Origin of the sequence: Pseudomonas sp. PDM26 (genome assembly GCF_019219185.1) — a bacterium.
Classification (GTDB): Bacteria; Pseudomonadota; Gammaproteobacteria; order Pseudomonadales; family Pseudomonadaceae; genus Aquipseudomonas.
On sequence record NZ_JAHUWC010000002.1, the window covers coordinates 325,698 to 349,904 of the forward strand.

At 58.2% G+C, this 24,207-nt stretch carries 24 protein-coding genes; 6 read left to right on the forward strand and 18 right to left on the reverse strand.

The window, feature by feature from the left end:
- Positions 1–34: 34 nt before the first annotated feature.
- The 9 genes from KW849_RS05410 to KW849_RS05450 all read right to left on the reverse strand — a co-directional run bounded on the left by KW849_RS05410 (position 35) and on the right by KW849_RS05450 (position 10,027).
- A complete protein-coding gene (locus tag KW849_RS05410) occupies positions 35–679 on the reverse strand; it encodes a tetratricopeptide repeat protein (RefSeq protein ID WP_218428388.1) in 645 nt (214 codons plus the stop codon).
- Positions 676–1,485: an SDR family oxidoreductase gene (locus KW849_RS05415; protein ID WP_218428390.1), complete on the reverse strand. Its 810-nt coding sequence runs from the start codon at positions 1,483–1,485 to the stop codon at positions 676–678. Before KW849_RS05415 ends, KW849_RS05410 begins: the two co-directional genes overlap by 4 nt.
- Positions 1,472–2,146: a TenA family transcriptional regulator gene (locus KW849_RS05420; protein ID WP_218428393.1), complete on the reverse strand. Its 675-nt coding sequence runs from the start codon at positions 2,144–2,146 to the stop codon at positions 1,472–1,474. Before KW849_RS05420 ends, KW849_RS05415 begins: the two co-directional genes overlap by 14 nt.
- Positions 2,143–3,624, reverse strand: coding sequence for an AMP-binding protein (locus KW849_RS05425; RefSeq protein WP_218428395.1), 1,482 nt, complete (start codon positions 3,622–3,624; stop codon positions 2,143–2,145). The genes KW849_RS05420 and KW849_RS05425 overlap by 4 nt, the downstream gene beginning before the upstream one ends.
- Positions 3,614–4,291: a thermostable hemolysin gene (locus tag KW849_RS05430; RefSeq protein WP_218428398.1), complete on the reverse strand. Its 678-nt coding sequence runs from the start codon at positions 4,289–4,291 to the stop codon at positions 3,614–3,616. The genes KW849_RS05425 and KW849_RS05430 overlap by 11 nt, the downstream gene beginning before the upstream one ends.
- 201 nt (positions 4,292–4,492) lie before the next feature.
- Positions 4,493–6,619, reverse strand: coding sequence for a TonB-dependent siderophore receptor (locus KW849_RS05435; protein ID WP_218428400.1), 2,127 nt, complete (start codon positions 6,617–6,619; stop codon positions 4,493–4,495).
- 566 nt (positions 6,620–7,185) lie between these two features.
- Positions 7,186–8,655, reverse strand: coding sequence for a multiheme c-type cytochrome (locus KW849_RS05440; RefSeq protein ID WP_218428402.1), 1,470 nt, complete (start codon positions 8,653–8,655; stop codon positions 7,186–7,188).
- A gap of 335 nt (positions 8,656–8,990) precedes the next feature.
- Positions 8,991–9,449, reverse strand: coding sequence for a MarR family winged helix-turn-helix transcriptional regulator (locus tag KW849_RS05445; RefSeq protein WP_108215731.1), 459 nt, complete (start codon positions 9,447–9,449; stop codon positions 8,991–8,993).
- A gap of 125 nt (positions 9,450–9,574) precedes the next feature.
- Positions 9,575–10,027 (reverse strand): Ohr family peroxiredoxin, encoded by a 453-nt coding sequence (locus KW849_RS05450; protein ID WP_218428404.1) that lies wholly within the window; start codon positions 10,025–10,027, stop codon positions 9,575–9,577.
- A 419-nt stretch (positions 10,028–10,446) separates the two neighbouring features.
- Here KW849_RS05450 and KW849_RS05455 point away from each other — a divergent pair, with 419 nt between their 5' ends.
- Positions 10,447–10,785 carry a hypothetical protein gene (locus KW849_RS05455; RefSeq protein ID WP_218428407.1) on the forward strand — a complete coding sequence of 113 codons (339 nt, stop codon included), beginning with the start codon at positions 10,447–10,449 and terminating at the stop codon, positions 10,783–10,785.
- Between the two features lie 459 nt (positions 10,786–11,244).
- Here the strand turns inward: KW849_RS05455 and KW849_RS05460 are convergent, their stop codons facing one another.
- On the reverse strand, positions 11,245–11,862 hold the full coding sequence (locus KW849_RS05460; protein ID WP_218428732.1) for a hypothetical protein: 618 nt from the start codon (positions 11,860–11,862) through the stop codon (positions 11,245–11,247).
- Between the two features lie 656 nt (positions 11,863–12,518).
- Complete coding sequence (locus tag KW849_RS05465; protein ID WP_218428409.1) at positions 12,519–13,310, reverse strand: cysteine hydrolase; 792 nt, start codon at positions 13,308–13,310, stop codon at positions 12,519–12,521.
- A 194-nt stretch (positions 13,311–13,504) separates the two neighbouring features.
- Between KW849_RS05465 and KW849_RS05470 the strand changes: the two genes are divergently transcribed.
- Entirely contained in the window at positions 13,505–14,494 is a 990-nt protein-coding gene (locus tag KW849_RS05470) for a GlxA family transcriptional regulator (RefSeq protein ID WP_218428411.1), read from the forward strand.
- A gap of 30 nt (positions 14,495–14,524) precedes the next feature.
- Here KW849_RS05470 and KW849_RS05475 read toward each other — a convergent pair whose 3' ends face one another.
- Both KW849_RS05475 and KW849_RS05480 read right to left on the reverse strand, forming a co-directional pair.
- Positions 14,525–15,220, reverse strand: coding sequence for a tRNA (adenine(22)-N(1))-methyltransferase TrmK (locus KW849_RS05475; protein ID WP_371319109.1), 696 nt, complete (start codon positions 15,218–15,220; stop codon positions 14,525–14,527).
- A 125-nt stretch (positions 15,221–15,345) separates the two neighbouring features.
- On the reverse strand, positions 15,346–16,302 hold the full coding sequence (locus KW849_RS05480; protein WP_218428413.1) for a threonine dehydratase: 957 nt from the start codon (positions 16,300–16,302) through the stop codon (positions 15,346–15,348).
- A gap of 96 nt (positions 16,303–16,398) precedes the next feature.
- On the opposite strand from KW849_RS05480, the gene KW849_RS05485 reads away from it, so the two are divergent.
- From KW849_RS05485 to KW849_RS05495, 3 genes are all read left to right on the forward strand, one after another.
- Complete coding sequence (locus tag KW849_RS05485; protein ID WP_218428734.1) at positions 16,399–17,220, forward strand: helix-turn-helix transcriptional regulator; 822 nt, start codon at positions 16,399–16,401, stop codon at positions 17,218–17,220.
- A 181-nt stretch (positions 17,221–17,401) separates the two neighbouring features.
- Positions 17,402–17,692 (forward strand): hypothetical protein, encoded by a 291-nt coding sequence (locus KW849_RS05490; RefSeq protein WP_218428415.1) that lies wholly within the window; start codon positions 17,402–17,404, stop codon positions 17,690–17,692.
- A 146-nt stretch (positions 17,693–17,838) separates the two neighbouring features.
- Positions 17,839–18,399: a hypothetical protein gene (locus tag KW849_RS05495; RefSeq protein WP_108215739.1), complete on the forward strand. Its 561-nt coding sequence runs from the start codon at positions 17,839–17,841 to the stop codon at positions 18,397–18,399.
- Between the two features lie 32 nt (positions 18,400–18,431).
- Here KW849_RS05495 and KW849_RS05500 read toward each other — a convergent pair whose 3' ends face one another.
- The 5 genes from KW849_RS05500 to KW849_RS05520 are packed head-to-tail and all read right to left on the reverse strand — an operon-like array spanning position 18,432 to position 23,487.
- Entirely contained in the window at positions 18,432–18,749 is a 318-nt protein-coding gene (locus tag KW849_RS05500) for a cytochrome C oxidase subunit IV family protein (protein ID WP_218428417.1), read from the reverse strand.
- Positions 18,750–18,762: 13 nt separating this feature from the next.
- Entirely contained in the window at positions 18,763–19,494 is a 732-nt protein-coding gene (locus KW849_RS05505; RefSeq protein WP_218428420.1) for a heme-copper oxidase subunit III family protein, read from the reverse strand.
- A gap of 6 nt (positions 19,495–19,500) precedes the next feature.
- A complete protein-coding gene (locus KW849_RS05510) occupies positions 19,501–20,193 on the reverse strand; it encodes a cytochrome c oxidase subunit 3 (RefSeq protein WP_218428422.1) in 693 nt (230 codons plus the stop codon).
- Complete coding sequence (gene ctaD / locus KW849_RS05515; protein ID WP_218428735.1) at positions 20,190–21,965, reverse strand: cytochrome c oxidase subunit I; 1,776 nt, start codon at positions 21,963–21,965, stop codon at positions 20,190–20,192. The genes KW849_RS05510 and ctaD overlap by 4 nt, the downstream gene beginning before the upstream one ends.
- Positions 21,966–22,014: 49 nt before the next feature.
- Complete coding sequence (locus tag KW849_RS05520) at positions 22,015–23,487, reverse strand: cytochrome c oxidase subunit II (protein WP_218428425.1); 1,473 nt, start codon at positions 23,485–23,487, stop codon at positions 22,015–22,017.
- Positions 23,488–23,802: 315 nt separating this feature from the next.
- On the opposite strand from KW849_RS05520, the gene KW849_RS05525 reads away from it, so the two are divergent.
- Complete coding sequence (locus tag KW849_RS05525) at positions 23,803–24,141, forward strand: hypothetical protein (RefSeq protein ID WP_218428428.1); 339 nt, start codon at positions 23,803–23,805, stop codon at positions 24,139–24,141.
- The last annotated feature ends 66 nt before the right edge of the window (positions 24,142–24,207 follow it).

Consider the following 24,207-nt stretch of genomic DNA (forward strand, 5'->3'; position numbering starts at 1 on the left):
CAAGCTCGCTCCTACAATTTCCAGCATTATCCTGTCAGCCGAGTTTCTTGTTCACGTCCACCAACAGCGTGTCGATCTCCTTGCGGCGCCCGGCGTCAGCGCTCTCGCGGCCAGGTCGAGGCGCAGCCAGCAAGGCTTTTTGCAGCGCCGCCCTGGCTTCGACATAACGCTTCTGACGGTAGAGGTGATCGCCCCAGAAGTACAGGCTGTCGATGCCATTGGGGTTCATTTTCAATGCCAGCTTGAGCAACTGCTCGGCCTTGTCCGAATCGCCGAAACCGATGGGCCAACCCGGTACGCGGTCATAGAGTGCGCCCAGACTGGTATAGGCTGAGCCTTGCAGGGCCTTGGGGTCCAGGGCCAGGGCTTTTTCCAGGTCGGCTTTGGCGTCCTTGACCTTGCTCAGCGCACCCAACCCTCCCTGGGCGCCCGCCCAGCTACTGGTCACAATACCAGACCAGATCCAGGCCTCAGCCACCGTTTGGCGTTCCTGTTTGAAGCTCGATGCCTGGGCGGCCAGTTTTTCAAAAGCCGCGGTTCGTTGTCCCTCGGGCAACTCGTACTGAATGTGTGCCCAGCTTTGCTGGATACCGTTGAGGCGCAGCTGGTCGGCAGCATCCAGCGCCCACACAGTCTGGCTCAATGCGCCAAGCAGCAGGCAAGCGATGATCTTTTTCATGGTTCGAGATTTTCCTGGTCGGGTTTCTGGCTCAGGCGGCGGATCAGTGGCAATTGTTTGCGCAAACCACGGTCCACCAGATGGGGCAGGAGGCTGTTCAGGCGTACAAAAAAACGCTCAGGCCAGCCCAGGTACAAGTCACGACGGTCACCGGCAATGGCGTGAATCACCGCGGCCGCCACGGTTTGCGGATCGTCCACATTGGCCTTGAGCGCATCGTTCAGCGCCTGGGCTGCCGGGCTGTTCATGCCGGTACGGGTCGCTCGCGGGGCAACGTAAAGCACACTGACCCGGGTGTCCGCCAGCTCCCGGCGCAAGGCTTCGGAGAAACCGCGCAGGGCGAACTTGGTGGCGCAGTAACTGGCGTAGCCGGGGTAGCCGATGGAGCCATAGGTCGAACCGACGTTCACCACCATGGCACTGTCGGCTTGCTTGAGCAGTGGCAACATCAGTTTTGTCAGGCACATCGGCGCGCCGATGTTCACCGCGAGCATCGAATTGATCTCACTGTCGTCCAACTGTTCGAGCATGGCGAAATGGTTGACCCCGGCGGCATTGATCAGCAGGTTGATGCCGCCGATGCCCTGGGCCTGCGCCAGCACCTGGCGGCGGTCGGAGAGTAACGTCAGGTCTGCACGGATCCAACTCAGGTTACGGGGATATAGTTCCAGCAGCGGCGCCAACGGTTCCCGATGCCGAGCCACGGCCAGCACCTGGGCACCACTGGCGCACAGTGCGGTGGCGATGGCCAGGCCGATGCCGCCGCTGGCACCGGTCAACACGACGCGAGCTTCAGACAGGCGCATGCAGGTTCTCCCCGTTACGCGGCAAGCCACGAAACATATCGGCGTAGAGCCGGTACACCACTTTGGCGGCGTGGATGACGGCGGCCTGGTCGCCCGGGTCTTCAAGACTGTTCATCAGTCGACAGTAGGTCTGCATATGTTCAATATCCAGTGAGCCGTGGGAACTGAGGTAGCTGAAGGCGCTTTCCGGCAAGTCCAGACGCTGGCGAATGCTGTCGGCGGCGAGGGTGGCCAGGGCGATGCTCGTGCCTTCGAGTACGTTGACCATGCCGAACAGTCCCACCGGATTGTCCCTGGCAATCAGGTCGTAGAGGAAGCTGACCATCAACTCGATCGGCAATGACGGACGCCCGTCGCGTACAGCGACTCTGTCACCGCCGCAGGCTTCAATGTCATTGAGTACCCATTGTTCGTGGCCGTATTCGTCCTCGATGTATTCACATACCGCTTCGCGCAGCCACTCCAGACGTAATGGCAGGCGCGCACCGCAGGCCATCATCAACGGCACGGTATGGCGCACGTGGTAGTAGGCCTGTGCCAGAAAGGCCCGATAACTTTCCAGGCTGACGTCGCCGTGCAGCGCATCACGGATGATCGGCAAGTTGAACAACTCAATGCGTTCTTGCTCGGTGGCTTGTTGCAGCGTGTCAAAAAAACTCATGGTACGGATTCCTCGGGAAATGCAGATTCGGTCAATTGCCCCCGGTAGCGCTCGACGATGGCATCACGACGGGGCCGGCCATTGGCGGTGAGCAAGCCGTTGGTGGGAGTGAAGGGTTGGGCGAGCCGGCTCCAGTGGCGGACCTGGGCGTATTCGGGCAAAGCCTCGTTGGCCTGGGCCACGGCGGCGGCCAGTTGTTCGTCGGTACAGTCCGGGCGATGCGGCCAGAGCAACGCATGGTTGTGAGGCATCGCCTCGCCATAGACGAAGGCCTGGGCGACAGGCCCGCGCTGGGTCAATTCGGCTTCCACCCACTCGGGATTCACGTTACGTCCGAAACTGGTGACGAACTGATGTTTCTTGCGTCCCTTGAGATAGAGAAAGCCCTCGGCATCGAACTCGCCGAGATCGCCGCTGGGCCACCACTGGGCGGTGTGCGGCGCCTCTCCCAGATAGCCCAGCAAGGTCGAGCCCTTGATCAGCACTTCGCCGTCGTCCGCCAGGCGAATCTCCACATGGGGCAATGGCCGTCCGACACTGCCGGGACGGCGTGCTTGCGGGCGATTGAGGCACACTACCGACGCGCACTCGGACAGCCCGTAACCTTCATAGACGGGTATGCGCACCCGTTGAGCGCGGTGCAGGAGATCTTCGCTGACCCGGGCACCGCCCACGGCGGCAAAACGCAGGTGCTGTGGGTCAAAGGCCTTCTGCTCGGCAGCGCTGACCAGCATCAGCAACAACTGCGGTACCAGAATCAGGCTCTGGGGCGATCGGCTGGCCAGGCATCCCATCAGTTTCGGCACATTCACACCGCTGGCGCCTTGAATCCCCAGGGTTTTCTGGCTCGGCAGGCTCAAGGTAGCGCCGGCATACAGCGCGGCGTAACAGCCGATGTTCTCCAGCAAAATGGCCAGCGGCAGCAGCGCCAAATGGTGTTGCGCGGCGGTGGGTTTGCTGGCCAGGTCCAGCTCGCGAGCGACCCGCAGAATGCTGTCGGCACTCAAGCACACGCCCTTGGGTGTCCCGGTGGTACCCGAGGTGAAGGTCAACTTGGCGGTGCCGTCAGGCATCCGGTTCGGGCCACTGAAGGTGCGGTGCCAGAACTCGCCGCACTGCTGATACCCGGCCGCTTGCAGCTCGTCGTGCAGTTGCGGCTCGGTAATGACGTGTTCGGCCTGGCTCTGCTCCAGGCAATGCTTGCGTTGCGCCGGACTGAAAAAAGACGGCAATGCCACGCAGGTCAAACCCTCGAACAACACGGCCAGATCCCACAACATGGCTTCGACACCATTGTCCAGCGCCAGTGCGAACACCCTGACCCGTTCATCGCGCAGGCGCTGCTGGCGATAAATGACCTCGGCATACAGCGTGGCGTAATCCAGCTTCAGATGATCGCCCCACAACGCAATGTCGTTGGTTTTTTGCTCGGCGTGATTACGCAGGGTCTGTTTGAAACGCTCCATTTCAGGCGACATGGCAGGCCCCCTCAATGGAGGTTGGCAAGCCCAGGCGACTGAACAGGCCAATGTTGCGTAAATGGATGAATCCGGAGCGGATATTGCCAACATGAACCCACGGCTTGCTTTCGTAGTAACTGCCCCAGGCGTGGCGGTCGTCGCCCAGGCGCGCCGGGTCGGCAGCACACAGGGTCACAGGCTTCAAGCCAAGGCGGTGAAAGCTGTTGACCAGCCCCAGGTTCCCGGTGAATGCGACCCACTCCAGCCCCCCCATGGCGAGCAGGTAGGTCATCGCGATGATGCTCATCCGTGCGCTTCCGGTGTCGCTGGCAGCCAGGTTGCCTACCTCGACAATGGCTGACCGGCTTACGGTCTGGTCGGCAACGGCACTGATCAGCGGATCGATCGCCTCGTCCAGGTAACCTTCCAGAAACAGCGGCCCGGTGTTCGCCAGACGTATCCCGACCACCGCACAAAGCGCGCCGGACGCATCGCTCATGCCGAACAGCTGCGGCATGAAATGGCGAATATCGGCACCGTGGGCTCTACGAAAACGTTGCTGGATAAAATCTTCGAAGGCGCTCCGTTGCGCAGCGTCCGGCAAGGCCCTGATGAAATACATCTGCTGTGCTTCGGCCAGGCCAAATTGCAGCGGCAACTGAACGTTCCAGTTGAAGTCGGACATTAAAAACCTCTCCCCGGATCTATTGGGGAGAAGTATCAAAGACTTTTCTTAACGAAGTCTGAAGGTGACAAAACCATTGTCGCCCTGGCAGTCCGTCATGCCGATGTGCAACAGCGGTGCAGGCCGGCCGCACCGACTGGCTGGCCGCAGGTACTCATGCACACCCTGCCGGACGACGCTGAAGTGCGACATTGCGCCGGGCTACAACGTGTAGGAAACACCGACCTGCACCGTTCTTGGTGCCCCTGGGAAGGCGTAGACGTTGCCGAATGCACCCTCCTCAAAATCTTCGTCCGTCAGGTTCTTCACATCCAGGTTGAGCCTGATCCGGTCATTGACCTTGTAGTAGCTCAGCAGGTCGACAACCGTGTAACTGCCCATCGAAAACGCCGTGTTGGCGGTCTGCCCTGCACGCTCATCGACGTACTTGAGCCCGGTGCCAAGCCCCAGTCCCTTGAGCGCGCCATCCTGGAACTCGTAGACGTTGAGCAGGCTGAAGCTGTTCTGCGGAATGTTCATCAGTCGGGTGCCGGACTTGATGACGTTGTCCTTGGTCACTTCGGCATCGACATAGGCGTAGCCACCAATCACCCGCCATTGCGGGGTCAGGTTGCCGGCGATGTTCAGGTCGAAACCACGGCTGCGCACCTCGCCTGCCGCCACACTGAACGTCGAGTCCACAGGATCGGTGGTGAGTACGTTGCGTTTTTCGATCTGGTAGATCGCCGCGTCGACACTCAATTGACTGTCCAGCGCTTCCCACTTGATACCCAGCTCATAGGACTTGCCCTTTTCCGGTTCGAAACCACCGCCCTGGCGACTGGCACCGGTATTGGGCTTGAACGAGCGAGCCGTATTGGCATAGATCGCCACGGTGTCGGTGAGGTCATAGGTCACGCCAACGCGCGGGGTCACCGCATTGTCGCTGGCCTCCCAGCTTCTGCCGCCCGGCACGAAGGTTTCAAAGTCATGCTCGAAGCGCTCGAAACGGGCCCCGGCCAATACTCTCAAACGCTCGGTCAAGGCCACCTGATCCTGGACAAATGCCGCGTAGGTCTTGAGGTTTTCCTTGTCGTTGGTCGGGGTACGGGTCAAGGCTGGACGCGGCTGGCCATACACCGGGTTGAAGATATCGATCGGGTAGGCACTCACCGCCCCGCTGGAGCGCTGGATAATCGCCTGGTAGTCGTAATCCTCGTACTCGATGCCGGTCAGCAGGGTGTGATCGAAACCGCCTGCGGTGAAATGTCCGGTGAGGTTGAGTTGGGTGTCCTTGTCCGTCCACTCCAGCTTGCGGTAGTTGAAGTTACGGCCCAGGGTGCGCCCGTCCGCGGCCACACCGTTGGCTTCGACCGCATTCCCCTTGAGGGTGCCGTCGAGCCATTGGAATCCGCCGCCCAACGTCCAGTTATCGCTCAGCAGATGCTCGAACCGCAGTTGCGCCATGTTGTTGTCGTTGTGCAATTTGCCAACGTCTTTTTCGCCGAAGAAGGTGTCGCGCGAGGCCGTGCCGATCTGGTTTGGAAAGCGCGTCAGGCCGCGGTCGAGCGGGTGATTGTTGCGCATGAAGTCGCCTTCGAAAATCACCTTGGTGTCATCGGTGGCCTGCCAGGACAGCACCGGCGTCACGCCGTAGCGTTCGGTTTCGACATGATCGCGGAAGGTATCACCGCCCTCGCCCACCACGTTCAGGCGATAGGCCAGGCGCCCCTCTTCGTCCAGCGGGCCGGTGGCGTCCAGCGTGCCACGCTGCATGCCTTGGTCATCGAGTTGGCTACCCAGGGTCACCGTGGGCACGGCCAGGGGTTGTTTGGAGATGACGTTGAAGGTGCCACCCGGATCGCCTCGGCCATAGAGCATGGTCGCCGGCCCTCGCAGTACTTCCAGGCGCTCGATGGTGTTGGCATCGGGCATGTTCGGATAACCACGGTTGATCGGGAACCCGTTGCGATAAAACTCCCCGGTGGTAAAGCCGCGCACGGTAAAGGTGGTCAGGCCCTGGCCGCCGAAATTGTTGGCCCGCCCCACCCCGCCGGCGTAATCGAGTGCATCCTGCAAACGGGTGGCACTGATGTCTTCGACGACATCCCGGGTGACCACACTGATGGACTGGGGCGTTTCGTGGATCGAAGTGTCGGTGCGCGTGGCGCTGGCCGAACGCGTCGCGCGATACCCGTCAACCGGCCCCAGGGCGGTTTCGAAGTCAGCTGTGCCAACGATGTCAGTCGCTTGCAACTCCAGACTGGATTTATCGGTAGTTGCTTGCTCCGCCCAAGAGGCAGCGGAGAATGCCTGAAGCACGCAGATAGACACCAGAGTACGACGCATCTAGGAAACCTTGTGAAAATAGCCAAATGGGGTGGCATACATGCCAACAAATCGCGACGCATGGTATACCACGTCCTCACGTTTTGATACGTATTCTCATTTGTATTTTCTGAAGGCGACCTGCGCCATTTCAAATCGCTGATGGTTCAAGCTCCAGTGGCGTAGCCAAAAAAGGGCCCCGAAGGGCTAATGCCAGTCAGTTAAGGGATCGACCGGCGCTGATTAACCTGTGGCGAGGGAGCTTGCTCCCGCTGGACTGCGCAGCAGGCCCATTTGTTGGGGCCGCTTCGCTGCCCAGCGGGAGCAAGCTCCCTCGCCACAGGTTCAGTGTCTCGGCTTAACTGATCGGCATTAGCCCTTCGGGGCCCTTTCTACTCAAAACAGATCCACTCGTCAGCCCCGGTTCCTTACACTCGTGAGGCCTTGTCGAGGCTGGGCAGCAAGGGACTGTCCGTTACCGATGAATGGGGATGACCCACCTGCGCCGGCACCGTCTCAGGCTTTTGGTCCTCGATCTCACCATTGAGTGCTTTGTGCATCTTGACGGTGTCCAGCGCCCCGACCCGCTAAAAGTGCGCCGTACCGGGTCCGGCGGCTTGCAGGCTGGTCGACAGGGGTACGCTCTGCGTGACTTTGGCCATCTGGGTGATTTCCACCTGCACCTTGTCCTTGCCCAGCAGGTAGTCGGCCAGCTTCTGGGAGAACGGCCAGTAGTTCAGTGTGGCCGTCAGGGTCAGCGGCCCGACGGCGTCGGCCGGCACCAGGAAGGAGAACTCCCCGATATCGTAGCCCTTGGGCAGAATGCGGTTGTCCGAGAGAATCTGCGTGGCATTCCAGACCTCGACGTCCAACGGATTGCCGTCCTCGTCGCCGATGTGCACTTTGAAGTTTCGCGTGTTGTCCTCGGTCTTGCCGTCCTTGATCGCACCCAGTCGATAGAGCTCGCGACCACTGGCATCCAGCACCTGGAAGTCGATCCACATCTCCCGACCCTCGGGAAAGCCGGTCGGCAGCTTGTGCCCGGCGCCGACGTTGGCAACTTTGATGGCCACCGAGTTGTATTGCCCGGGAATGATGGCGGCCGGCAGTTGCTGGAAGGTTATTTCCCCCGCTCGCGCGAGCATGTCGCGCGCGCGTTGCGCGCCCACTTCCTGACCGAGATGCTTGAGCATCATCGCGTTGGCTCCGCTGAACCAATGCGAGGCGACCTCCTCGCGGTCTGGCCCCATGATCGCGGCCTTGCCCGCATAACCCGGCATATGGCAGCTCTGGCAGGTTACGCCGTTGAGGCTGTAGGCGCTCTCCTGCCATTCGTCATAGGTACGCTCGACCGCCACACTGCTGAACGGGTGCGTGACGTTATGGCAGGTGGCGCAAAAGTCCGAGCGCGTGTGCAGAGCGGAATACACCGTGTCGTGATAAGGCGAAACGGCGTCTTTACGCGGGCCGAACTTGGTCGGTTTACCGTGCGCCCGAGGGCTCAGGACATAGGCGCCGTTATCGAGGCCCGTGCGGGCACTGATGTTGTGGCAGGTCTCGCAATCGACCCCGGGCATCGGATGATTCTTCGCGCTGTCTTCAATTGAAGAGCGGTTGACTTGCGAATTGATTTGCCCGGTCGTGAGACCGATCGGGGTATGGCAGCCAGTGCAGAAGTTATCGACCTTCCCTTCGGTGGCCGAACTCGCACGCTGGAGCAAGGCCCTATAGATAGGTTCATCCCAGGCCTGGGACATCATCGATGAGCGCCACTGTTTGTAAATCTCTGTGTGGCAAGCGCCACAGACCTGGGCATTGTCGAAGTCTTTTATATTCAAAACCAGGTTGCCAGGGGTATTGGCCCGATGCGGAAAGAACGGCATCGCGCCAGTCACATGCATGATCCTGGAGCGTGCCGGCTCCAGCCACTTCTCATTACTTTGATTGTCATTACCCAGAGGTTCGTCTGCCGCCATCAGCGTAACCGTCAGCAGGCAAGCTAGAAAACACAACCCGCGCAGCGCTACCTGCGCACGTGTATGTCTGGAGTGGCTCATAAGCATTTCCCCTGGACGGTTGCAGAGGAGGACAGCAGCACTTCAATTGAGCAGGCGGGGTATTTCGCGATGTAAACCGATGGTTACATGCAATCACTCAATGGGGGTACTGACAGCTCCACAGGTTCCCGACTCTGCAACTTTCAAGAACGGGACAAGCTCTCACTCAGCAATTACTTTGCCAGCGTTGTGTAAACCATGTGCGAGCCCAGCAAACATTGGCCACAAGTTGAAATAGCGTGCTGGAGGAGACGCGAATACTGCTGGGGAAAGACGCCCCATTTGTGGGGCAGCTCACTCCGAAATCGGGGGCCACTCACTTGACTCGCTACGACTTACTCCCTGTCTTTCGTCGACCGGATGAGATTGCCCCGTAACTTCACAATGGCCTTCTGCATTTGCACGAAGTCGTCGGGGTCAAGACCGGTTTGCGGGAAGCCGTCTTCGGTGAGGCCTTCGCGCAGTTTTCGCCCCTCTTTGGTGAGACTGATCCGCACCTGGCGTTCGTCTTCCGGGTCGCGCTGGCGCAGCAAATACCCCATCGCTTCCAGCTTCTTGAGGATCGGCGTGAGGGTATTGGATTCGAGAAACAGCTTTTCGCCGAGGCTGCCAACGGTCTGATTGTCTTCCTCCCAAAGCGCAACCAGGGTGATGTATTGCGTATAGGTCAGGCCGAGCCGTTCAAGCATCGGCTTGTAGGCCTTGCCGAAGGCCAGGTTGGCTGAATAGACCGCAAAACACAGGAAATCGGAGAGTTTGAGATCCAGGGCGGATGTCTTGTCGGTGTTTTTCATGGACGTTCTCTTGGGTCAGTCTTGCGAGACTGAAACTATACGTCGTATGCGATGGTATCGGAAGTGCGTATAAACACTGAAGACGGGCTCACCGGGAAATCCCCGGTGAGCCCGTCTTCAGTGGGTTATGCCGTCAGGACGTTGATGTCGACATCAATGTTGCCCCGTGTGGCCTTGGAGTACGGGCAGATTGCATCGGCGTTGTGGGCCAACTCGGTCGCCACCCCATGATCCAGCCCCGGCACACGCAAAGTCAGTCGAGCCTGAAGGAAGTAAGCCGCGCCGGTCTGGCCCAGATCGACTTCAATGTCGACGGCCGTGTCGGTCGGCAGTGTCACCTTCATCTGCTGGGCGACCAGCCCCACCGCTGCGATGTAGCAGGCTGACCAGGCTCCGGCGAACAGTTGCTCGGCTTTCGGGTGCGGCTGAACGGCGGTGAGTACGTGTGCCGGTGTGTCGCTGCCGGGGGACGACAGCACGATGTCAAGGTTGCCGTCATGCCCGCGCAAGGTGTTGCCTGCGCTGTTATGAGTGGTGTGGGTTTTGCCGCTGGCCAGTACTTTTTCGATTTTGCTCATGGGGATTTCCTCAGGGTTTTATATGTATGCGATTTTATCGCATACGGTGTATTTGGCATTTAAAAAGACAGCGCTCAGCAATTGGCGTGTGCAATGATCCAGTTGTTGCCGTTTTGGCCATGGGAGGCTTGAGCGGTAGAGATAAACATTCTGCGGCTGCTTGCGGTGTTCATGGCTGAATCTCCAAACGGCAAGGGTTGCTGCTGACTTCAATCGCACTCGACTAGATCGCATGCGATAGATGAATACTCAACCAAAGCCCCAATGATGTCAAAGTTTATTTTATGCCTTGGCGATGAGCGGTAGACGCGAGGTCAACCCCGCTCCTCTCCTCCTGCCGAAAGGATGATCGGCTTCCCACCGTCCGGCCCTGCGGGGACCTCGGGGTGAGATATTGCGTCAGGAACGGATGATGTGAGTTGTTGCTGCTCGGTTCTCTGGAGCGGCATGCGTCACCAGACAATTTCCCGAATCAGAAACTGCCCCGTCCGCGGATCGAACTGACGCACAAAGTGAACGTGCCTGGAACCGAAGCGCTGATCGCTGAACCTGGACCCTCTGATCACCTCAAAGCTGTTTATCCGGTGGATCGGTATGAAGTGCCGGTTGTGCATTGGTACGAAATGCCGGCTGTGCATCGGTACGAAATGCCGGCTGTGCATCGGTACGAAATGCCGGCTGTGCATCGGCGCGAAATGCCGGTTTCCCATATGAAATGGGCCACTGTGGAAATGGTGGAATTGCCCGCATTGCTGTGACTGCCCACTGACCAGAACGGCCGGGTGAGGATTTTGACCGAGGCCGCCACCGCTGATTGCCTCCAGGGAGAGGCTGCTTGCCAGAAGCCCCGCGACCAAGAGCAGGAGTTGCCTGAAGATACGCATAGCGCCACCTCCAACGGTCCCCCCCCACACTAAATTATAGTCGGCCATGGACCCCGGCCGGGCTTTGGCGCTGAAACAGACATCTAGCCAAACGGTGGGTGAGCAGAAAGTAACAACCTGCAAATTACCTTGTAGTTCATTGTGTTACAGAGCGAATGTTCTAATTTTTGCCATATCTCGGCACAACCCCATTAGGGGTCAGGGCAGTGATCAGGAATGTGGACCAAGCATAAAAAAAGCGCCGACGTTGCCGTCGGCGCTCAGGAGGGGGTCTGATGTTTCAAAGGGTCAAACGGTTTTACCCGTCTTTACCTGGATTTTCGTCAGCTCAACTCAGCGCAGCGCAGGAATTCCCGCGAACAGCCAAGTCTCTTGGGTCGGCGTTGCCTCGTGGCGATTGCGCGCCCACTGAGTCAGCGCCACCATCATCGCAAAGCCGAGCACGATCAACACCGGATAGGCCATCAGCAACTCGGTGAGCGAATATTTCCAGGCCAGTGGTCGACCGACACCGAGCATGGCGGCATACAGCCAGGACACACCCGACAGTGCGCCAGAGAACAGGGCAAACATTCGTACACTGACCTTGAGATCAAGCAGCGACCCGGCCTTCAGCATTGCCGGCAATACAAAGCGGTGCAACAACATGCCGTTGAACGTCAGCAACAATACAATGATGACTTTGGCTTGAAGTTTTGGATTGGCAAAATAGTTCATGCCTTTATCCAGATAATCAATGCCTATTACCGCGGCTCCGGTGATCCACAAGAATATCAACGCATTGGAAACAGACTTCTGAAGACTGGCCATATGTTCATTATCGTGCCCCGACGACACACGACCATTCCATAAATCCTTGACCATTGCGGCATCGCTGGCAAACACCAGGCCAATCGCTACGCAGCAAGCCAACAGGTGAACGTAAACAACACCTAAACGCAAAAACTCCATGGATTCTTTCTGGCCGATCAGGCCGATAATTGTATTAATATCCAAGATGACATCTCCACTTAAAACAGCAGTGCAAATTGACCATGCCCCAGGCATGCGAATTATTTATTCGCAACTGCAAGATCAAGTTCGCAATGATTGAAGCAACTTAATAATTAGGTATTACAAGAGGGAGCGACTCGCCCAGCGAGTCAGTGATGACGGCATACTATCACTCCAGGTCTCAGGTAAAAAAATCCCCAAGTGCATTCCATTCAATGCAGATGAGGTATACGTCCTTTTTATTAGTGAGTGCAGCGCGACCTCTCAAGGGATCCCGTCTGCTGGAACATCAGAGCGAAGCCTATCAAAATCGTTCACTTTTTGAGCAGAGCGCTCGACAAACGGTACTAAATCCAACACTTGGGGGTACCTGCCTCCCAGGCTGAAACCGGCGTAGCCAAGGAGCTGAATCGTTTCCTGTTCTATTCCGAAAAAAACCGCCATCGCGCTGAACTCACATCGCCAGCCCCTACGAAAAGCGAACATTGCATACCGGTCACTGATTGTCGTCAAAGCGGGCGGGATCTTCGCTCATGGATCATTCCGAGCAATTCAGCGGGCACGGGAGCCACAAGGACTCCCGTGTCTGTTCAGCGGATAGGGCATACCGCTGATCAGCGCCCTTCCAGTTTTTTCACGACCTCGTCGGTGGTCATCAGGCCGTTGGCGATGTAGCGGAAATTGACCAGCGCACTCCCGTATCCGTCGCCATCAGGCAGCTTCGGGCCGGCGACCGCGTCACGTACGACGACTACCTCGAAACCACGCTCCAGAAACTCGCGTAGATGCGATTCGACGCACAGGTTGGACGCCATGCCGGCCAGGATGATTTTGTCGACCCGCTGCTTGCGCAACTGCAGCATCAGGTCGTTGCTTTGCGGGCCATACAGCTTGTGCGGTGATGCGACGAGGGTCTTGCCGTCTTCGATGAAGGGTTTGAATTCCTTCATGAAGTCGGCACCCGAATTGCGAAATCCATCCAGCGTCAAGGCGCCCTTGCGGTCGAACATGCCCAGCTTGTGCTGGACGGCCTCCGCTGGCGCTTCAAACTCCCACTGATGATCATGGGGGTAATAGTAGTGCGGCGAGATGGCAACCGTTGCTCCAGTTTGCTTGAACGCCGTGAACAGCCGGGTCAGATTCGGCACCAGGTTCTGCTCGGTAACGCTCTGGCCGAAGATTGACCAGCCCGCACCTTCCGGACTCATGAAGTCGATCTGCGGGTCGATCACGACCAGCGCGGTTCGACTGGAATCCCATTCAAAGGTGGAGGCCGGGAGCGCGGGTTTGACCGGATCGGCGTAGGGGTTCTCGGCGGCAAAGCCGATGCCGGGCGCCATCAGGATCGCCCCCAGCAAGGTGGCGCAGGAGATGAGTCTGCCGGGATGAATTCGATTGAAGGTCATTTTGCACGTCCGCAATGTGGGGGTGGTGCATTTACGGTACGGCGAGAAGACGGCACGAAATGGACATTTATCCGTGGATTTCGGCCGACAAGCCCGGTCACCTTGCATGAGGCGGGTGGCTCGATACCCCCCGTGACCTTCCATTCAACAAGTGCGTACTATGGCCCCCCAATCAGTCTTTGGATGTTCCGTGCATGCAGCGTCACATATGTTTCCTGGTCTACCCGGGCTTCGTATTGCTGGATCTGAGCGGCCCGCTCGAAGCCTTCTCCAATGCCAATCGTGCCCCCGCTTCGGGCTATCGATTCACAGTCGCTTCGCTTGAAGGCGGATTGATCAGCGCTTCGAGCGGACTGCAAGTCGCGACGCAAGCCCTGGAGGTTGTCGACCATCTCGACACGCTGATCATCGTCGGCGCCCCCACCGCTCCGATCGATGACCGGATGATGCCGATGGCCGCGGCGATACGGCAGATGTCCCCGCGCGCTCGCCGTACTGCCAGTGTCTGTACCGGCGCCTTCCTGCTCGCCGAGAGTGGTCTGCTCGACGGTCGCGTGGCGACCACGCACTGGAACTACGCGCCACAATTGCAGGCACGCTATCCGGCACTGCGCGTGGATGGAGATCGAATCTGGACCGAGGACGGCAATGTCTGGACGTCCGCTGGCATGTCGGCTGGCATCGACATGGCCCTGGCGATGATCGAGCAGGACCTGGGCAAGGACGTGTCACGCTCCGTCGCGCGCATGCTGGTGGTCTACTATCGGCGACCTGGTGGTCAGTATCAGTTCTCTTCGCTGCTGGATTTCGACCCTGGCTCGGACAGGATCCGCACGGTGCTGAGCTACGTGCGCGATCATCTGCGTGATGATCTGTCGCTTGAACGCCTGGCCGACGTTGCGCATATGAGCGTGCGCCAGTTTGGCCGCGTGTTCGCGGCATCGGTCGGTGTGACGCCGGCGAAAGCTATCGAGCGCCTGCGTATCGAGTCAGCGCGGCCATTGGTCGAGGACGGGCACCAGACGTTCGAGGAGATCGCCAGGGGCTTCGGATTCGGCGATGCCGATCACATGCTGCGCAGCTTCGTGCGAGTCGTGGGGCGCACGCCACAGGAACTGCGTCGCAGCGCTCGTCAGGCCAAAGGCAAAGGGTCCGAAAAAAAGGTCGACTCATCGCCCGCGTAAGCAAAGACTCGTACAAATCCTGGGCCTGGCTCAAGCCAGCAATTCGGTGATCCACCGGGCCTGCTGCGCGATGTCCTGCACCGTCGACTCGGGCACGGCCTGTTGCATCCGGGCAAAGTGGGTCAGGGTCTTCTGTTTCTGGCGCAACTTGCGCTGCCACTTGAGCAGGAATGCCGGACTGCGGGCCTGCATTTGCAATGGGCCGAAGTACAGCTCTTGGGCGGTGTACATCACAGGCCCGGCGCGCTCGGCGACGATGATTTCGTAGTCGAAACGATTTTCCCGCAGCACTTCCTCGCAGACGATGCGGTAGCCATTGTCCATCAGCCATTGGCGCAGTGGCTGTTCGCCGCCGTTGGGTTGCAGGATCAGGCGCTCCTGACCGCTCAGGTACGCATTGCCGCTGTCGAGGATATCGCGGATCGTTTCGCCGCCCATACCGCAGATGCTGATCGCCGTGATCCCGTCTTCCGGCTCGATTGCCGCCAGGCCGTTGGCCAGGCGCACGATGATCTGCAGGTCCAGGGCATTCTCGCGCACGGTGCGGTTGGCCGCGTGGAACGGCGTCAACGCCACCTCGCCGGCCACTGCCGCCGCGATGGCGCCACGGCGCATCAGTGCCACCGGCAGGTAGCCGTGATCCGAGCCGATATCGGCCAGGCGCGCACCGGCTGGCACATGCGCCGCCACGCGCTCCAGGCGCATGGACAATGTCTGTTCGTTCACCAGCGGCCCCTTTTCACCACAACCGTCCGGCGCCTTCTGGCCGGATCGGGGCGTGATTGTGTCGAGCAACGCCGTGCATTTCAAATTTATGTGGCCAAGTTTATGTGACCAAGGTCATTGCCCCTTCATGCAATCACTTGCGCATACACCGATCTGTCGACGTTGCCACCGGACAGAATTACACCCACCCTTCTTCCCGACATGGCTTCACGCTCCGAAATGAGCGCTGCCAGCGCCGCCGCACCGGCCCCTTCAGCCAGGTTATGGGTATCGGTGTAATACACGCGCATGGCTTCGGCAATCTGCGCATCACTGACCGCTACAATCCGCTGCGCACCTTGCGCGTAGACGGCAAAGGCCTCAGGCACCGGCTTGCGTACGGCCAGGCCGTCGGCAAAGGTGGTTGCCGAGGCGGTTTCGCACAGGACTCCGGTGTCAAACGACAACTGTGCGGCAGCCGCCTGCGTGGAAACCACGCCCACCACCCGGGTGTTCAGGCCCAGCGCATCGCGGGCAGCGATCACCCCGCAAATCCCCGAGCCACAGCCAATCGGTACATATACGGTATCCAGGTCCGGCGCTGCGTTGAACAGCTCCAGCGCATAAGTGGCGACGCCTTTGACCAGCTCGGTGTGAAACGGCGGGACCAGGAACAGGTCATGCACGTGCGCAAGGCGTGCCGCTTCTTCACGGGCATCATCGAAATCGCGGCCATACTCGACCACTTCAGCGCCAAAGCCGCGCATGGCGTTGTTCTTTTCTACCGAGTTACCTTGCGGCACTACGATCAACGCCCGCAAACCCAGTGCGCCAGCCGCCAGCGCCAGGCTCTGGCCATGGTTGCCGCGGGTAGCGCTGACAATGCCCTTCGCGCCTGGGTGCTCGCGTTTGAGCCAGTGCATGAACGTGATACCACCACGCACTTTGAAAGCACCGGTAGGCGTGTGATTTTCGTGCTTGACCCACACCGTGCAACCCAACCGCCGAGCCAGCAAGGGCCAAGGGTATTGGGCGGTGGCCGGCATGACCTGGTAAACGTTGCGTGCAGCCTGTTCGATATCGTCGCGAGTGAGTCTGTGCATGAGTTATCCCCCTGAGATTTTGCCCAGTCTGGACACGGGCGCATTACGCCGGCTTTCAAAAAACTGACCTGACTTTTGTCCCCCCTCTTCACTACTATGGCATTCATGAGCCATCGAAATCGCCTGCCGCCAACGCTCCTGTCCGAACCGGTCCGTCGCATCGTGGTCGGCCCCTGGGCGATCGAATTGCTACCCGGCCGCGCCTACGCGACCCGCTATGTGGCGACCCAGGCGGGAATCGGCTTTGCCTTCGACAGCCAGCGAGGCCTGCACGCTATCGGCAGTGACCGAATACGCCCTTTCGATGCCGTGCCCAACGGCCTGGCGTTCGTTCCCGCCGGGTGTGACGTGTTGTCCGAATCACCCACGGGCGGTGAATACCTGCGGGTGATGCGCACCGACGGTATTGCGCTGGTGGGGGATCGTGCCTTCAACAATCGCATCGACCGGCAGGCCACTACCCTCGCATGGCGAATGCGCACCGCGCTGTTGCGCGCGTCCGTGGAGGACGATTGGGAGGCCTGGGCACTGGCATTGTCTGCGCGGGCGACGGGTAGCGAGGCAGTGCTGTCACCGGCCCATGGCTCGATAACCGGTTACCGGATGCGCTTGCTCGATGAGTTCATTGATGCTGGCCTCGATGGCCCGTTGAGCGTACCGGCGATGGCGGACCTGCTTGGATTGTCCGAAGGCTATTTCATGCGGGCCTTCAAAAACGCCACGGGCAACAGCCCGCACGGTTACCTGATCGACCGACGCCTCGCCAGGGCCCGAGCCCTGATGCGCGATTCGACCGCCACACTGACGGAGATCGCCTACGCCTGCGGTTTCAACTCCCAGGCACACATGGCGACCACCTTCAAGCAACGCCTTGGTGTGAGCCCGGCGCAGTTGCGTCAATGTTCAAGGTTCGGTTAGCGCCGGGTTTTCAGTTAGCTCCGCGGTTTTTGATGTTTGCGATGGGCCGGTGGTCGTTGCATTTCGGTTGTCGCCGGCGTTTGTCTAAGCTTAATGAATCAGGGTGAGCTGAAACTTGCGTGATGGCGGCCTCCAACGGATCTGGATGGGCATCAAGACGGTACTCCCAAAGGAGACGACTATGTACGCAGTGATAAGAACCTATCTGGGTACGGGAGCGAAGCAGCTTTTCGGGCTTCTGGAAGAGCGCAAAGACGACATCGAAGCGACCTTGCGGACAGTGCCTGGCCTCGTCAGCTACACATTGCTCAATACGGGTGACGGTGGTACGGCGATCACTGTTTGCATAGACAAGGCCGGCTGTGATGCGAGCCTGAAAGTCGCGCGTGACTGGATTCAGAAAAATACCTCGAGTATCCGCGCCAACCCGCCGATCGTAACCGAAGGTCCGGTCATAGTGCAGATCAACTAGGGGCGTGCTGGCGAGTGCTATACTTTTTTTCAGTTTGCAAGAAGTGTGCAACGTTCCGCACGGCACAGCTACTGACTGCAAATCTCGGTTATTAACGGCTGCCGGAAAAAGGAGGTCTACGGCGAACTTGGGTTTGGAGGTGTGGCATGAATCGGCACTATTACATCAGTGACAATCTCAACGATCTCGAAACAGTTGAAAATGAGTTGGAAGCCAGCGGCATCAATTCTGAACAGATTCATGTACTCAGTGAAAAAGTTGCTGATGTCGAAGAACATCACCTCCACGAGGTCAACTCGTTAATGGAACAAGATGCTGTTCATTCCGGTGAGATTGGTGCTGTGGTCGGTCTGCCCCTCGCAGCACTGGTCCTGGGTGGCGCTTATTGGATGGGCTGGACCGAATCCGCCGCAGGCTGGACGCCTTTTGTCTTTCTGGCCATTGTTATTTTGGGCTTCTGCATCTGGGAAGGCGGTTTTTTTGGGTTCCAGGTGCCGAACACTCACTTCCGCAATTTCCAACAGGTGGTAAAAGAGGGCAAACATATTTTCTTCGTGGATGTTGAACCGGATCAGGAATCGATCCTGGACCAGGTAATCGATCATCATCCAAATCTGAAGATCGCCGGCACGGGAGCGGCAGCCCCCCACTGGACAGTGGCCTGGCAGCACAAATGGCATCAGTTCAAGCGAGTGATATCGGGTTAGCGCCTGGAAACTGATGGCCGTCCGAAAGCGGCTTATTGGCCGAAGAAAATGACCCGGCTGAGGAAAACATAGTCTGCTTCGGTGGCCATCAGTCCGACGAGCACCAGTAAACACAAAGGCGGCACCAATATGGCATAGACCAGGGCCAGCCGCTCCCAGGCCATATGCATGAAGATGGAGACAATTAAACCTGCCTTCAACAACATGAAAGTGATAATCAGGAACCACCGAAGGTAGCCATGGAAGTGGAAATAGTCGACCAGGTACGACATCGTGCTGAGGACGAATAACAGCCCCCAGATTTTAAGGTACAAACTGATTGGATGTTGCTGACCCTGAGCATGTGCCATCACCCGTGCTCCTCTACCACAAATAGAAGAAAGCAAAAATAAACACCCACACCAAATCCACGAAGTGCCAGTAAAGCCCGGCTATCTCAACGTTCTGATAGTTTCCGGAGCGTTCATAATCTCCCCGCAATACTTTCAGCGCCACAATACTGAGGTAGATGGCTCCGATTGACACATGCAGTCCGTGAAAACCGGTAATCATGAAAAAACTGGCACCAAATTGCGCCGCCCCCATGGGGTTCCCCCAGGGACGCACCCCTTCCGCGATGAGCTTGCTCCATTCAAATGCCTGCATGCTGACGAAAGTCACACCCAAGGCAGCGGTCGCCAGCATCAGGGCAGCGGTTTTCGCGCGATCACGGCGATAGGCGAAATTGACGGCCATGGCCATGGTGCCGCTGCTGCTGATCAGCACAAAGGTCATGATGGCGATGAGAATAAGCGGGATCTCTCTTCCGCCGATCGTCAATGCGAACACTTCACTGGGGTTCGGCCAGGCGGTAGTGATGGCCATGCGTACCGACATGTAGCCGGTCAGAAAACAGGTGAATATAAAAGTGTCGCTGAGCAGGAAGATCCACATCATCGCCTTGCCCCAGGGGACCTGCTTGAAGGCCTCTCTATCCGAGGACCAGTCGCTGGCGATGCCCTGCCATCCCGGTGCAGGCGGTGAGCCCGGTGGATTGGATGAACGGCTCTCGGTTTGGGCTTGGGCTTGGGCTTGGGTTTGTGGGTGCGATGCCATGGCTTTTCACCTCAGGCCGCAGAATCTGGCGATGGCTTCATAGGTTTGTGGCGTGCTGGCCAGCAGCGCGAATAGTACGAACCAGAGACCCAACAAGTAATGCCAATAGATGGCACAGAGTTCTACGCTGGCGCCAAGTTGCGCCAATGGCACATGACGCAGGAATTTAGCGACGATCCAGCACCAGGCGATCAGCCCGCCCAGCAGGTGGAGCCCATGCAGCCCGGTCAACAGATAGAAGAAACTGTTGGCCGGATTGCTGGCGACAAAGTAGCCCCACGCGACAAACTGCTGCCAGACCCAGAATTGCCCCGCCAGAAAGGCAATTGCAAAGACGCCCCCCAATGCAAAACCGATCACGGTTGCGCCCAGCCGAGCCTGTCGGGCGGCCATACGCGACCACTGCAGTGCGATGCAACCGAGTACCAGAAAAGCCGAGTTCAGCCAGAGCGGCCGCAGATTGGCCAACGGCGCCAAAGGCTCTGTCAAGGGTAGCCAGTCGGCCATTTGTGAGCGGGCAATGAACGCGATCAGGAAGAGGAAGAATAACGAGCTCACCACCACCAGAAACAGGCGCAGGCCTACTCTTGCGGTTTGGCTTCGATCGGCCCCCTCGGCGGCCTGAATACCCCCAGGGTCGTGACTCCAACTGCCGCCGGGATCAGCGCCGCCGGCGTTTCTCAATAGCAGCCTGTTCATGTCTTGACGTCCGCGATTTTAGTTCCGGCACTGAGTTGCCGCATGTGCTCCAGCTCCTCGGCGGAAACCGTTTGCGGCACAAAATCCTGTTCTATCCCTGGCACGCTGTAGTCATAGGCCCAGCGATGCACGACCGGCAACTTCTCTCCCCAGTTACCGTGTTTCGGCGGAGTGTCCGGCGTTTGCCATTCCAGGCTGGCCGCGCCCCAGGGATTGCTGCCTGCCGGTTTGCCCTTGAATGCACTCCAGGCCAGGTTGAACAGGAACAGCAACTGGGAAACGCCGACAGTCAATGCGACTACCGTAATGAAGGCATTCAACTCCTGCGCCGACTGCGGAATGAACGCGTAGTTTTCATAGGCGTAGTAGCGGCGTGGCATGCCCTGGAAACCCAGGTAGTGCATGGGGAAGAAGATGGCGTAGGTGCCCACAAAGGTAATCCAGAAATGCAGCTTGCCCAGGGTGTCGTTCAACATGCGCCCGGTCACTTTCGGAAACCAGTGATAAATGCCGCCGAACACCACCAGTACCGGTGCGACCCCCATGACCATATGAAAGTGGGCCACGACGAAATAAGTGTCCGAGAGCGGTATATCCACGATCACATTGCCCAGAAACAACCCGGTCAGACCGCCGACCAGGAAGGTGACGATAAAGGCCAGGGCAAACAGCATCGGCACGGTGAGATGGATGTCGCCGCGCCACAGGGTCAGTATCCAGTTATAGACTTTCAGCGCGGTAGGCACCGCGATGATCAAAGTGGTGACGGCGAAAAAAAAGCCAAAGTACGGGTTCATTCCGCTGACATACATATGGTGCGCCCAGACCACAAAACTGAGTACGCCAATTGCGATAATGGCCCACACCATCATTCGGTAACCGAAGATATTTTTACGCGCATGCGTGCTGATCAAGTCGGAGACCAGGCCAAATGCAGGGAGAGCTACGATGTAGACTTCCGGGTGGCCGAAGAACCAGAACAGGTGCTGGAATAATATCGGGCTGCCACCCTGGTGACCGAGCTGCTGCCCCAGCGAGACCATCGCCGGCATAAAGAAGCTGGTACCCAACAGCTTGTCGAACAGCATCATGATCGCGCTGACAAACAACGCCGGGAAGGCCAGCAAGGCCATGATCGAGGCCATGAAGATGCCCCAGACCGAGAGCGGCATGCGAAACAATGTCATGCCGTGCGTGCGCGCCTGCAACACTGTGGTGACGTAGTTCAACCCGCCCATGGTGGTTGCGACAATAAAGATCGCCAGTGAGACGAGCATCAGTACGATGCCCCACTCGACTCCCGGTGTCCCCTGAGTAATGGACTGTGGCGGATAGAGCGTCCAGCCCGACCCCGTGGGACCGCCAGGAACAAAGAAACCGGCGAGCAATACCAGTACCGCCAGCAGGTAGGTCCAGTAACTCAGCATGTTGACATAAGGGAAGACCATGTCGCGGGAACCCACCATCAACGGGATCAGATAGTTGCCGAAGCCCCCCAGAAACAAGGCCGTCAGCAAGTAAATGACCATGATCATGCCGTGCATGGTCATCGCCTGATAGTAAGTACTGGCGTCCATGAACGCCAAACTACCGGGGAAACCTATCTGCATGCGCATCAAGCTGGACAACACCAACGCGATAAGTCCCACGAACAGAGCCGTCAAGGAATATTGAATGGCTATGACCTTGTGGTCCTGACTCCAGATGTATTTGGTCAGGAAACTTTTTGGCTCGTGCAATGCTTCTGTTTCGGCTTGTTCCGCATAGGCCATCACGTCATCCTCCTGTCGAAGTTTCAGTGTATTTCTGGCTGCTTTACGGCTACTTCCCTGGCTCCGCCTTGTTCGTGTCAGCGTCAGCATTCGCTTTGGATTTGATAAAAGCGATCAGTGCATTCAGCTCCTCATCACTCGGAGCCAGGGCCGGCATGACGGCTGCATAGCCCTTGACGATTTTGGCATTGGGATGAAGAACCGAATCTTTGAGATAGCCCTCATCGACCTTCACGCGCGTATCGTCGGCAAGGGTTTCCGTCTTGCCATACAGGCCCTGCCAGCTGGGACCGACGCCCTTGTTGCCATCGACACTGTGGCAGGCCAGACAACCGAGCGACCCGGCCAGTCGCGGCCCCTGCGCCACCAGGTCTTCACCCGGGCTCGACGCTTCGCCAGTCGAAGCTCTATCGTCTTGCCCCGCAGCACCCAGTGATTTGATCAGGGCGATGACAGCACCCAGTTCATCGTCTTTCAGAGTATAGGCCACCATCACCGGCGGGTAGCCCTGTACCAGGCGGGCCTTCGGATCGAGAATCGACTCTTTCAGGTAGGCCTCATCGACCAACACACCGGTGCCATCGGCAAGCTTTTCAGTGCGGCCGTACAGCCCCTTCCATCCCGGGCCGAGGCTGGCACTGCCATCCTGGCTATGGCAGGCCTTGCAGCCGTGCTGTTCGACCAACTGGCGGCCTTTTTCCAGCACGCTGTCTCGACCGGGTTTGGCCGCTGTCGTCAATGTCTGCGCAAAAGTCGGTTGGCCCTTTAGCCATTGATCGAAGACGCCCTGCTCTTCCACGATCATATGGCCGCGCATGTTGTAATGCCCTACACCACAAAATTCAGCGCAAAGGACTTCGTATTTTCCGATTTTAGTCGGCGTAAACCAAAAGTACGACACCATCCCTGGCACCATATCCATCTTGCTGCGAATTTGCGGTACATAGAAATCGTGCAGGACATCTTTAGCGCGCAGCAAGACTTTCACCGGCCGATCGAGCGGAAGGCGAACTTCATTATTCATTACAAGCACATCGTCCTGCCCTGCAGGATCCTTGGGATCAAGGCCGAGGGGATTGGCGGAATCAACAAACCTGATATCCGACTTGCCCAACTTCCCGTCCTGACCGGGAAAACGAAAGGCCCACTGCCACTGCTGGGCGACCACTTCAAGTTCGTAAGCATTTTTCGGCACCCGGATGAAATCGTTATAAACAACCAGACCAGGCGCCAACATCCCGGCAATCCCTAGCGAGGTAACGATAATCAACCATAATTCCAGCTTTTTATTTTCTGGCTGATAGGCCGCCCGAGACCCCTTCTTGTGCCGAAAGCGCATCACCGCTATTGCCATGAATACCGTGATGGCAACGAAAAATATTCCGCTAATGACCAGGGTGATGAACAGGGTGGTATCTATGGAGCCCCAGTTGGAAGCTGCCGGTGTCGCCTGCCAGGGCGCTAGTATGTTGAATAGCACTGATGCAATAACGATTAGTATCAAGACAATTGCTATTGCCATGTCCTCTTCATCCTATTCCTGTTGTTCATTGGTTATGCAACAGCATCGCCACTTACGTCCAGGCAGGGCAGACACGTACCACCCATCCGGGCGGTAAAGTCAGTGAGAAGTATAGAGCCATCAGCTTGTACCGTGAGGCCGGCAAGGGAGTTCCGGTTGCCGGCTATACTTAATTTCTGATGACGGACGGCAGAGTGCGACCGGAGGCGGCCCCAAAGGATGAACCCTGCCCTTGTGCAGTCATCAAATTTAAGTGATGGCATTGAGCAGGGACGATAGCTACAGCGTCCAGCAATCCAAATGGGAGGTTTCGTCATGAGTGCCTTGACGATCGAAGGCTGGTGCAAAACCAGCGGCGCCCAAAAGTCCACCCCGATGGGGGAAGTCCATTTCTACGTCGACGGGCCTTTGCATATGCGTCTGGAAGAGGCCGAAGAGCGCCTGCAGAAGACCCACGAGCCTGAAGCCATGGTCGACGTCGACATGGACTCGATGGAGTTGATCATGCCCGAGGGATACGCCCCCTTGTCCGACTGTCAAATGCGTGTCTATCTGCACGACGAACGCGGTCAGTTTCACCTGGTCGGGCACCGTGCGAGCGACGGCAGCTTGATCTATACCAACGCGGTGCTGATCGATCAGCTTATTGAGTAACGGCCAGGTGCCTTGGGAGGTGCCGAACTGGCGTTTGAATGCGCGAGTGTGGAGCCACCACGTGCA

Bases quoted from the DNA above. Each gene is read 5' to 3' on its own strand.
- KW849_RS05420 (WP_218428393.1), bottom strand. From the start codon at position 2,146: ATGAGTTTTTTTGACACGCTGCAACAAGCCACCGAGCAAGAACGCATT.
- KW849_RS05450 (WP_218428404.1), bottom strand. From the start codon at position 10,027: ATGAGCAAAATCGAAAAAGTACTGGCCAGCGGCAAAACCCACACCACT.
- KW849_RS05440 (WP_218428402.1), bottom strand. From the start codon at position 8,655: ATGAGCCACTCCAGACATACACGTGCGCAGGTAGCGCTGCGCGGGTTG.
- KW849_RS05435 (WP_218428400.1), bottom strand. From the start codon at position 6,619: ATGCGTCGTACTCTGGTGTCTATCTGCGTGCTTCAGGCATTCTCCGCT.
- KW849_RS05415 (WP_218428390.1), bottom strand. From the start codon at position 1,485: ATGCGCCTGTCTGAAGCTCGCGTCGTGTTGACCGGTGCCAGCGGCGGC.
- KW849_RS05470 (WP_218428411.1), top strand. From the start codon at position 13,505: ATGCAGCGTCACATATGTTTCCTGGTCTACCCGGGCTTCGTATTGCTG.
- KW849_RS05480 (WP_218428413.1), bottom strand. From the start codon at position 16,302: ATGCACAGACTCACTCGCGACGATATCGAACAGGCTGCACGCAACGTT.
- KW849_RS05490 (WP_218428415.1), top strand. From the start codon at position 17,402: ATGTACGCAGTGATAAGAACCTATCTGGGTACGGGAGCGAAGCAGCTT.
- KW849_RS05525 (WP_218428428.1), top strand. From the start codon at position 23,803: ATGAGTGCCTTGACGATCGAAGGCTGGTGCAAAACCAGCGGCGCCCAA.
- ctaD (WP_218428735.1), bottom strand. From the start codon at position 21,965: ATGGCCTATGCGGAACAAGCCGAAACAGAAGCATTGCACGAGCCAAAA.
- KW849_RS05505 (WP_218428420.1), bottom strand. From the start codon at position 19,494: ATGGCATCGCACCCACAAACCCAAGCCCAAGCCCAAGCCCAAACCGAG.
- KW849_RS05445 (WP_108215731.1), bottom strand. From the start codon at position 9,449: ATGAAAAACACCGACAAGACATCCGCCCTGGATCTCAAACTCTCCGAT.
- KW849_RS05425 (WP_218428395.1), bottom strand. From the start codon at position 3,624: ATGTCGCCTGAAATGGAGCGTTTCAAACAGACCCTGCGTAATCACGCC.
- KW849_RS05430 (WP_218428398.1), bottom strand. From the start codon at position 4,291: ATGTCCGACTTCAACTGGAACGTTCAGTTGCCGCTGCAATTTGGCCTG.
- KW849_RS05500 (WP_218428417.1), bottom strand. From the start codon at position 18,749: ATGGCACATGCTCAGGGTCAGCAACATCCAATCAGTTTGTACCTTAAA.
- KW849_RS05460 (WP_218428732.1), bottom strand. From the start codon at position 11,862: ATGGAGTTTTTGCGTTTAGGTGTTGTTTACGTTCACCTGTTGGCTTGC.
- KW849_RS05495 (WP_108215739.1), top strand. From the start codon at position 17,839: ATGAATCGGCACTATTACATCAGTGACAATCTCAACGATCTCGAAACA.
- KW849_RS05510 (WP_218428422.1), bottom strand. From the start codon at position 20,193: ATGAACAGGCTGCTATTGAGAAACGCCGGCGGCGCTGATCCCGGCGGC.
- KW849_RS05485 (WP_218428734.1), top strand. From the start codon at position 16,399: ATGGCATTCATGAGCCATCGAAATCGCCTGCCGCCAACGCTCCTGTCC.
- KW849_RS05410 (WP_218428388.1), bottom strand. From the start codon at position 679: ATGAAAAAGATCATCGCTTGCCTGCTGCTTGGCGCATTGAGCCAGACT.
- KW849_RS05520 (WP_218428425.1), bottom strand. From the start codon at position 23,487: ATGGCAATAGCAATTGTCTTGATACTAATCGTTATTGCATCAGTGCTA.
- KW849_RS05465 (WP_218428409.1), bottom strand. From the start codon at position 13,310: ATGACCTTCAATCGAATTCATCCCGGCAGACTCATCTCCTGCGCCACC.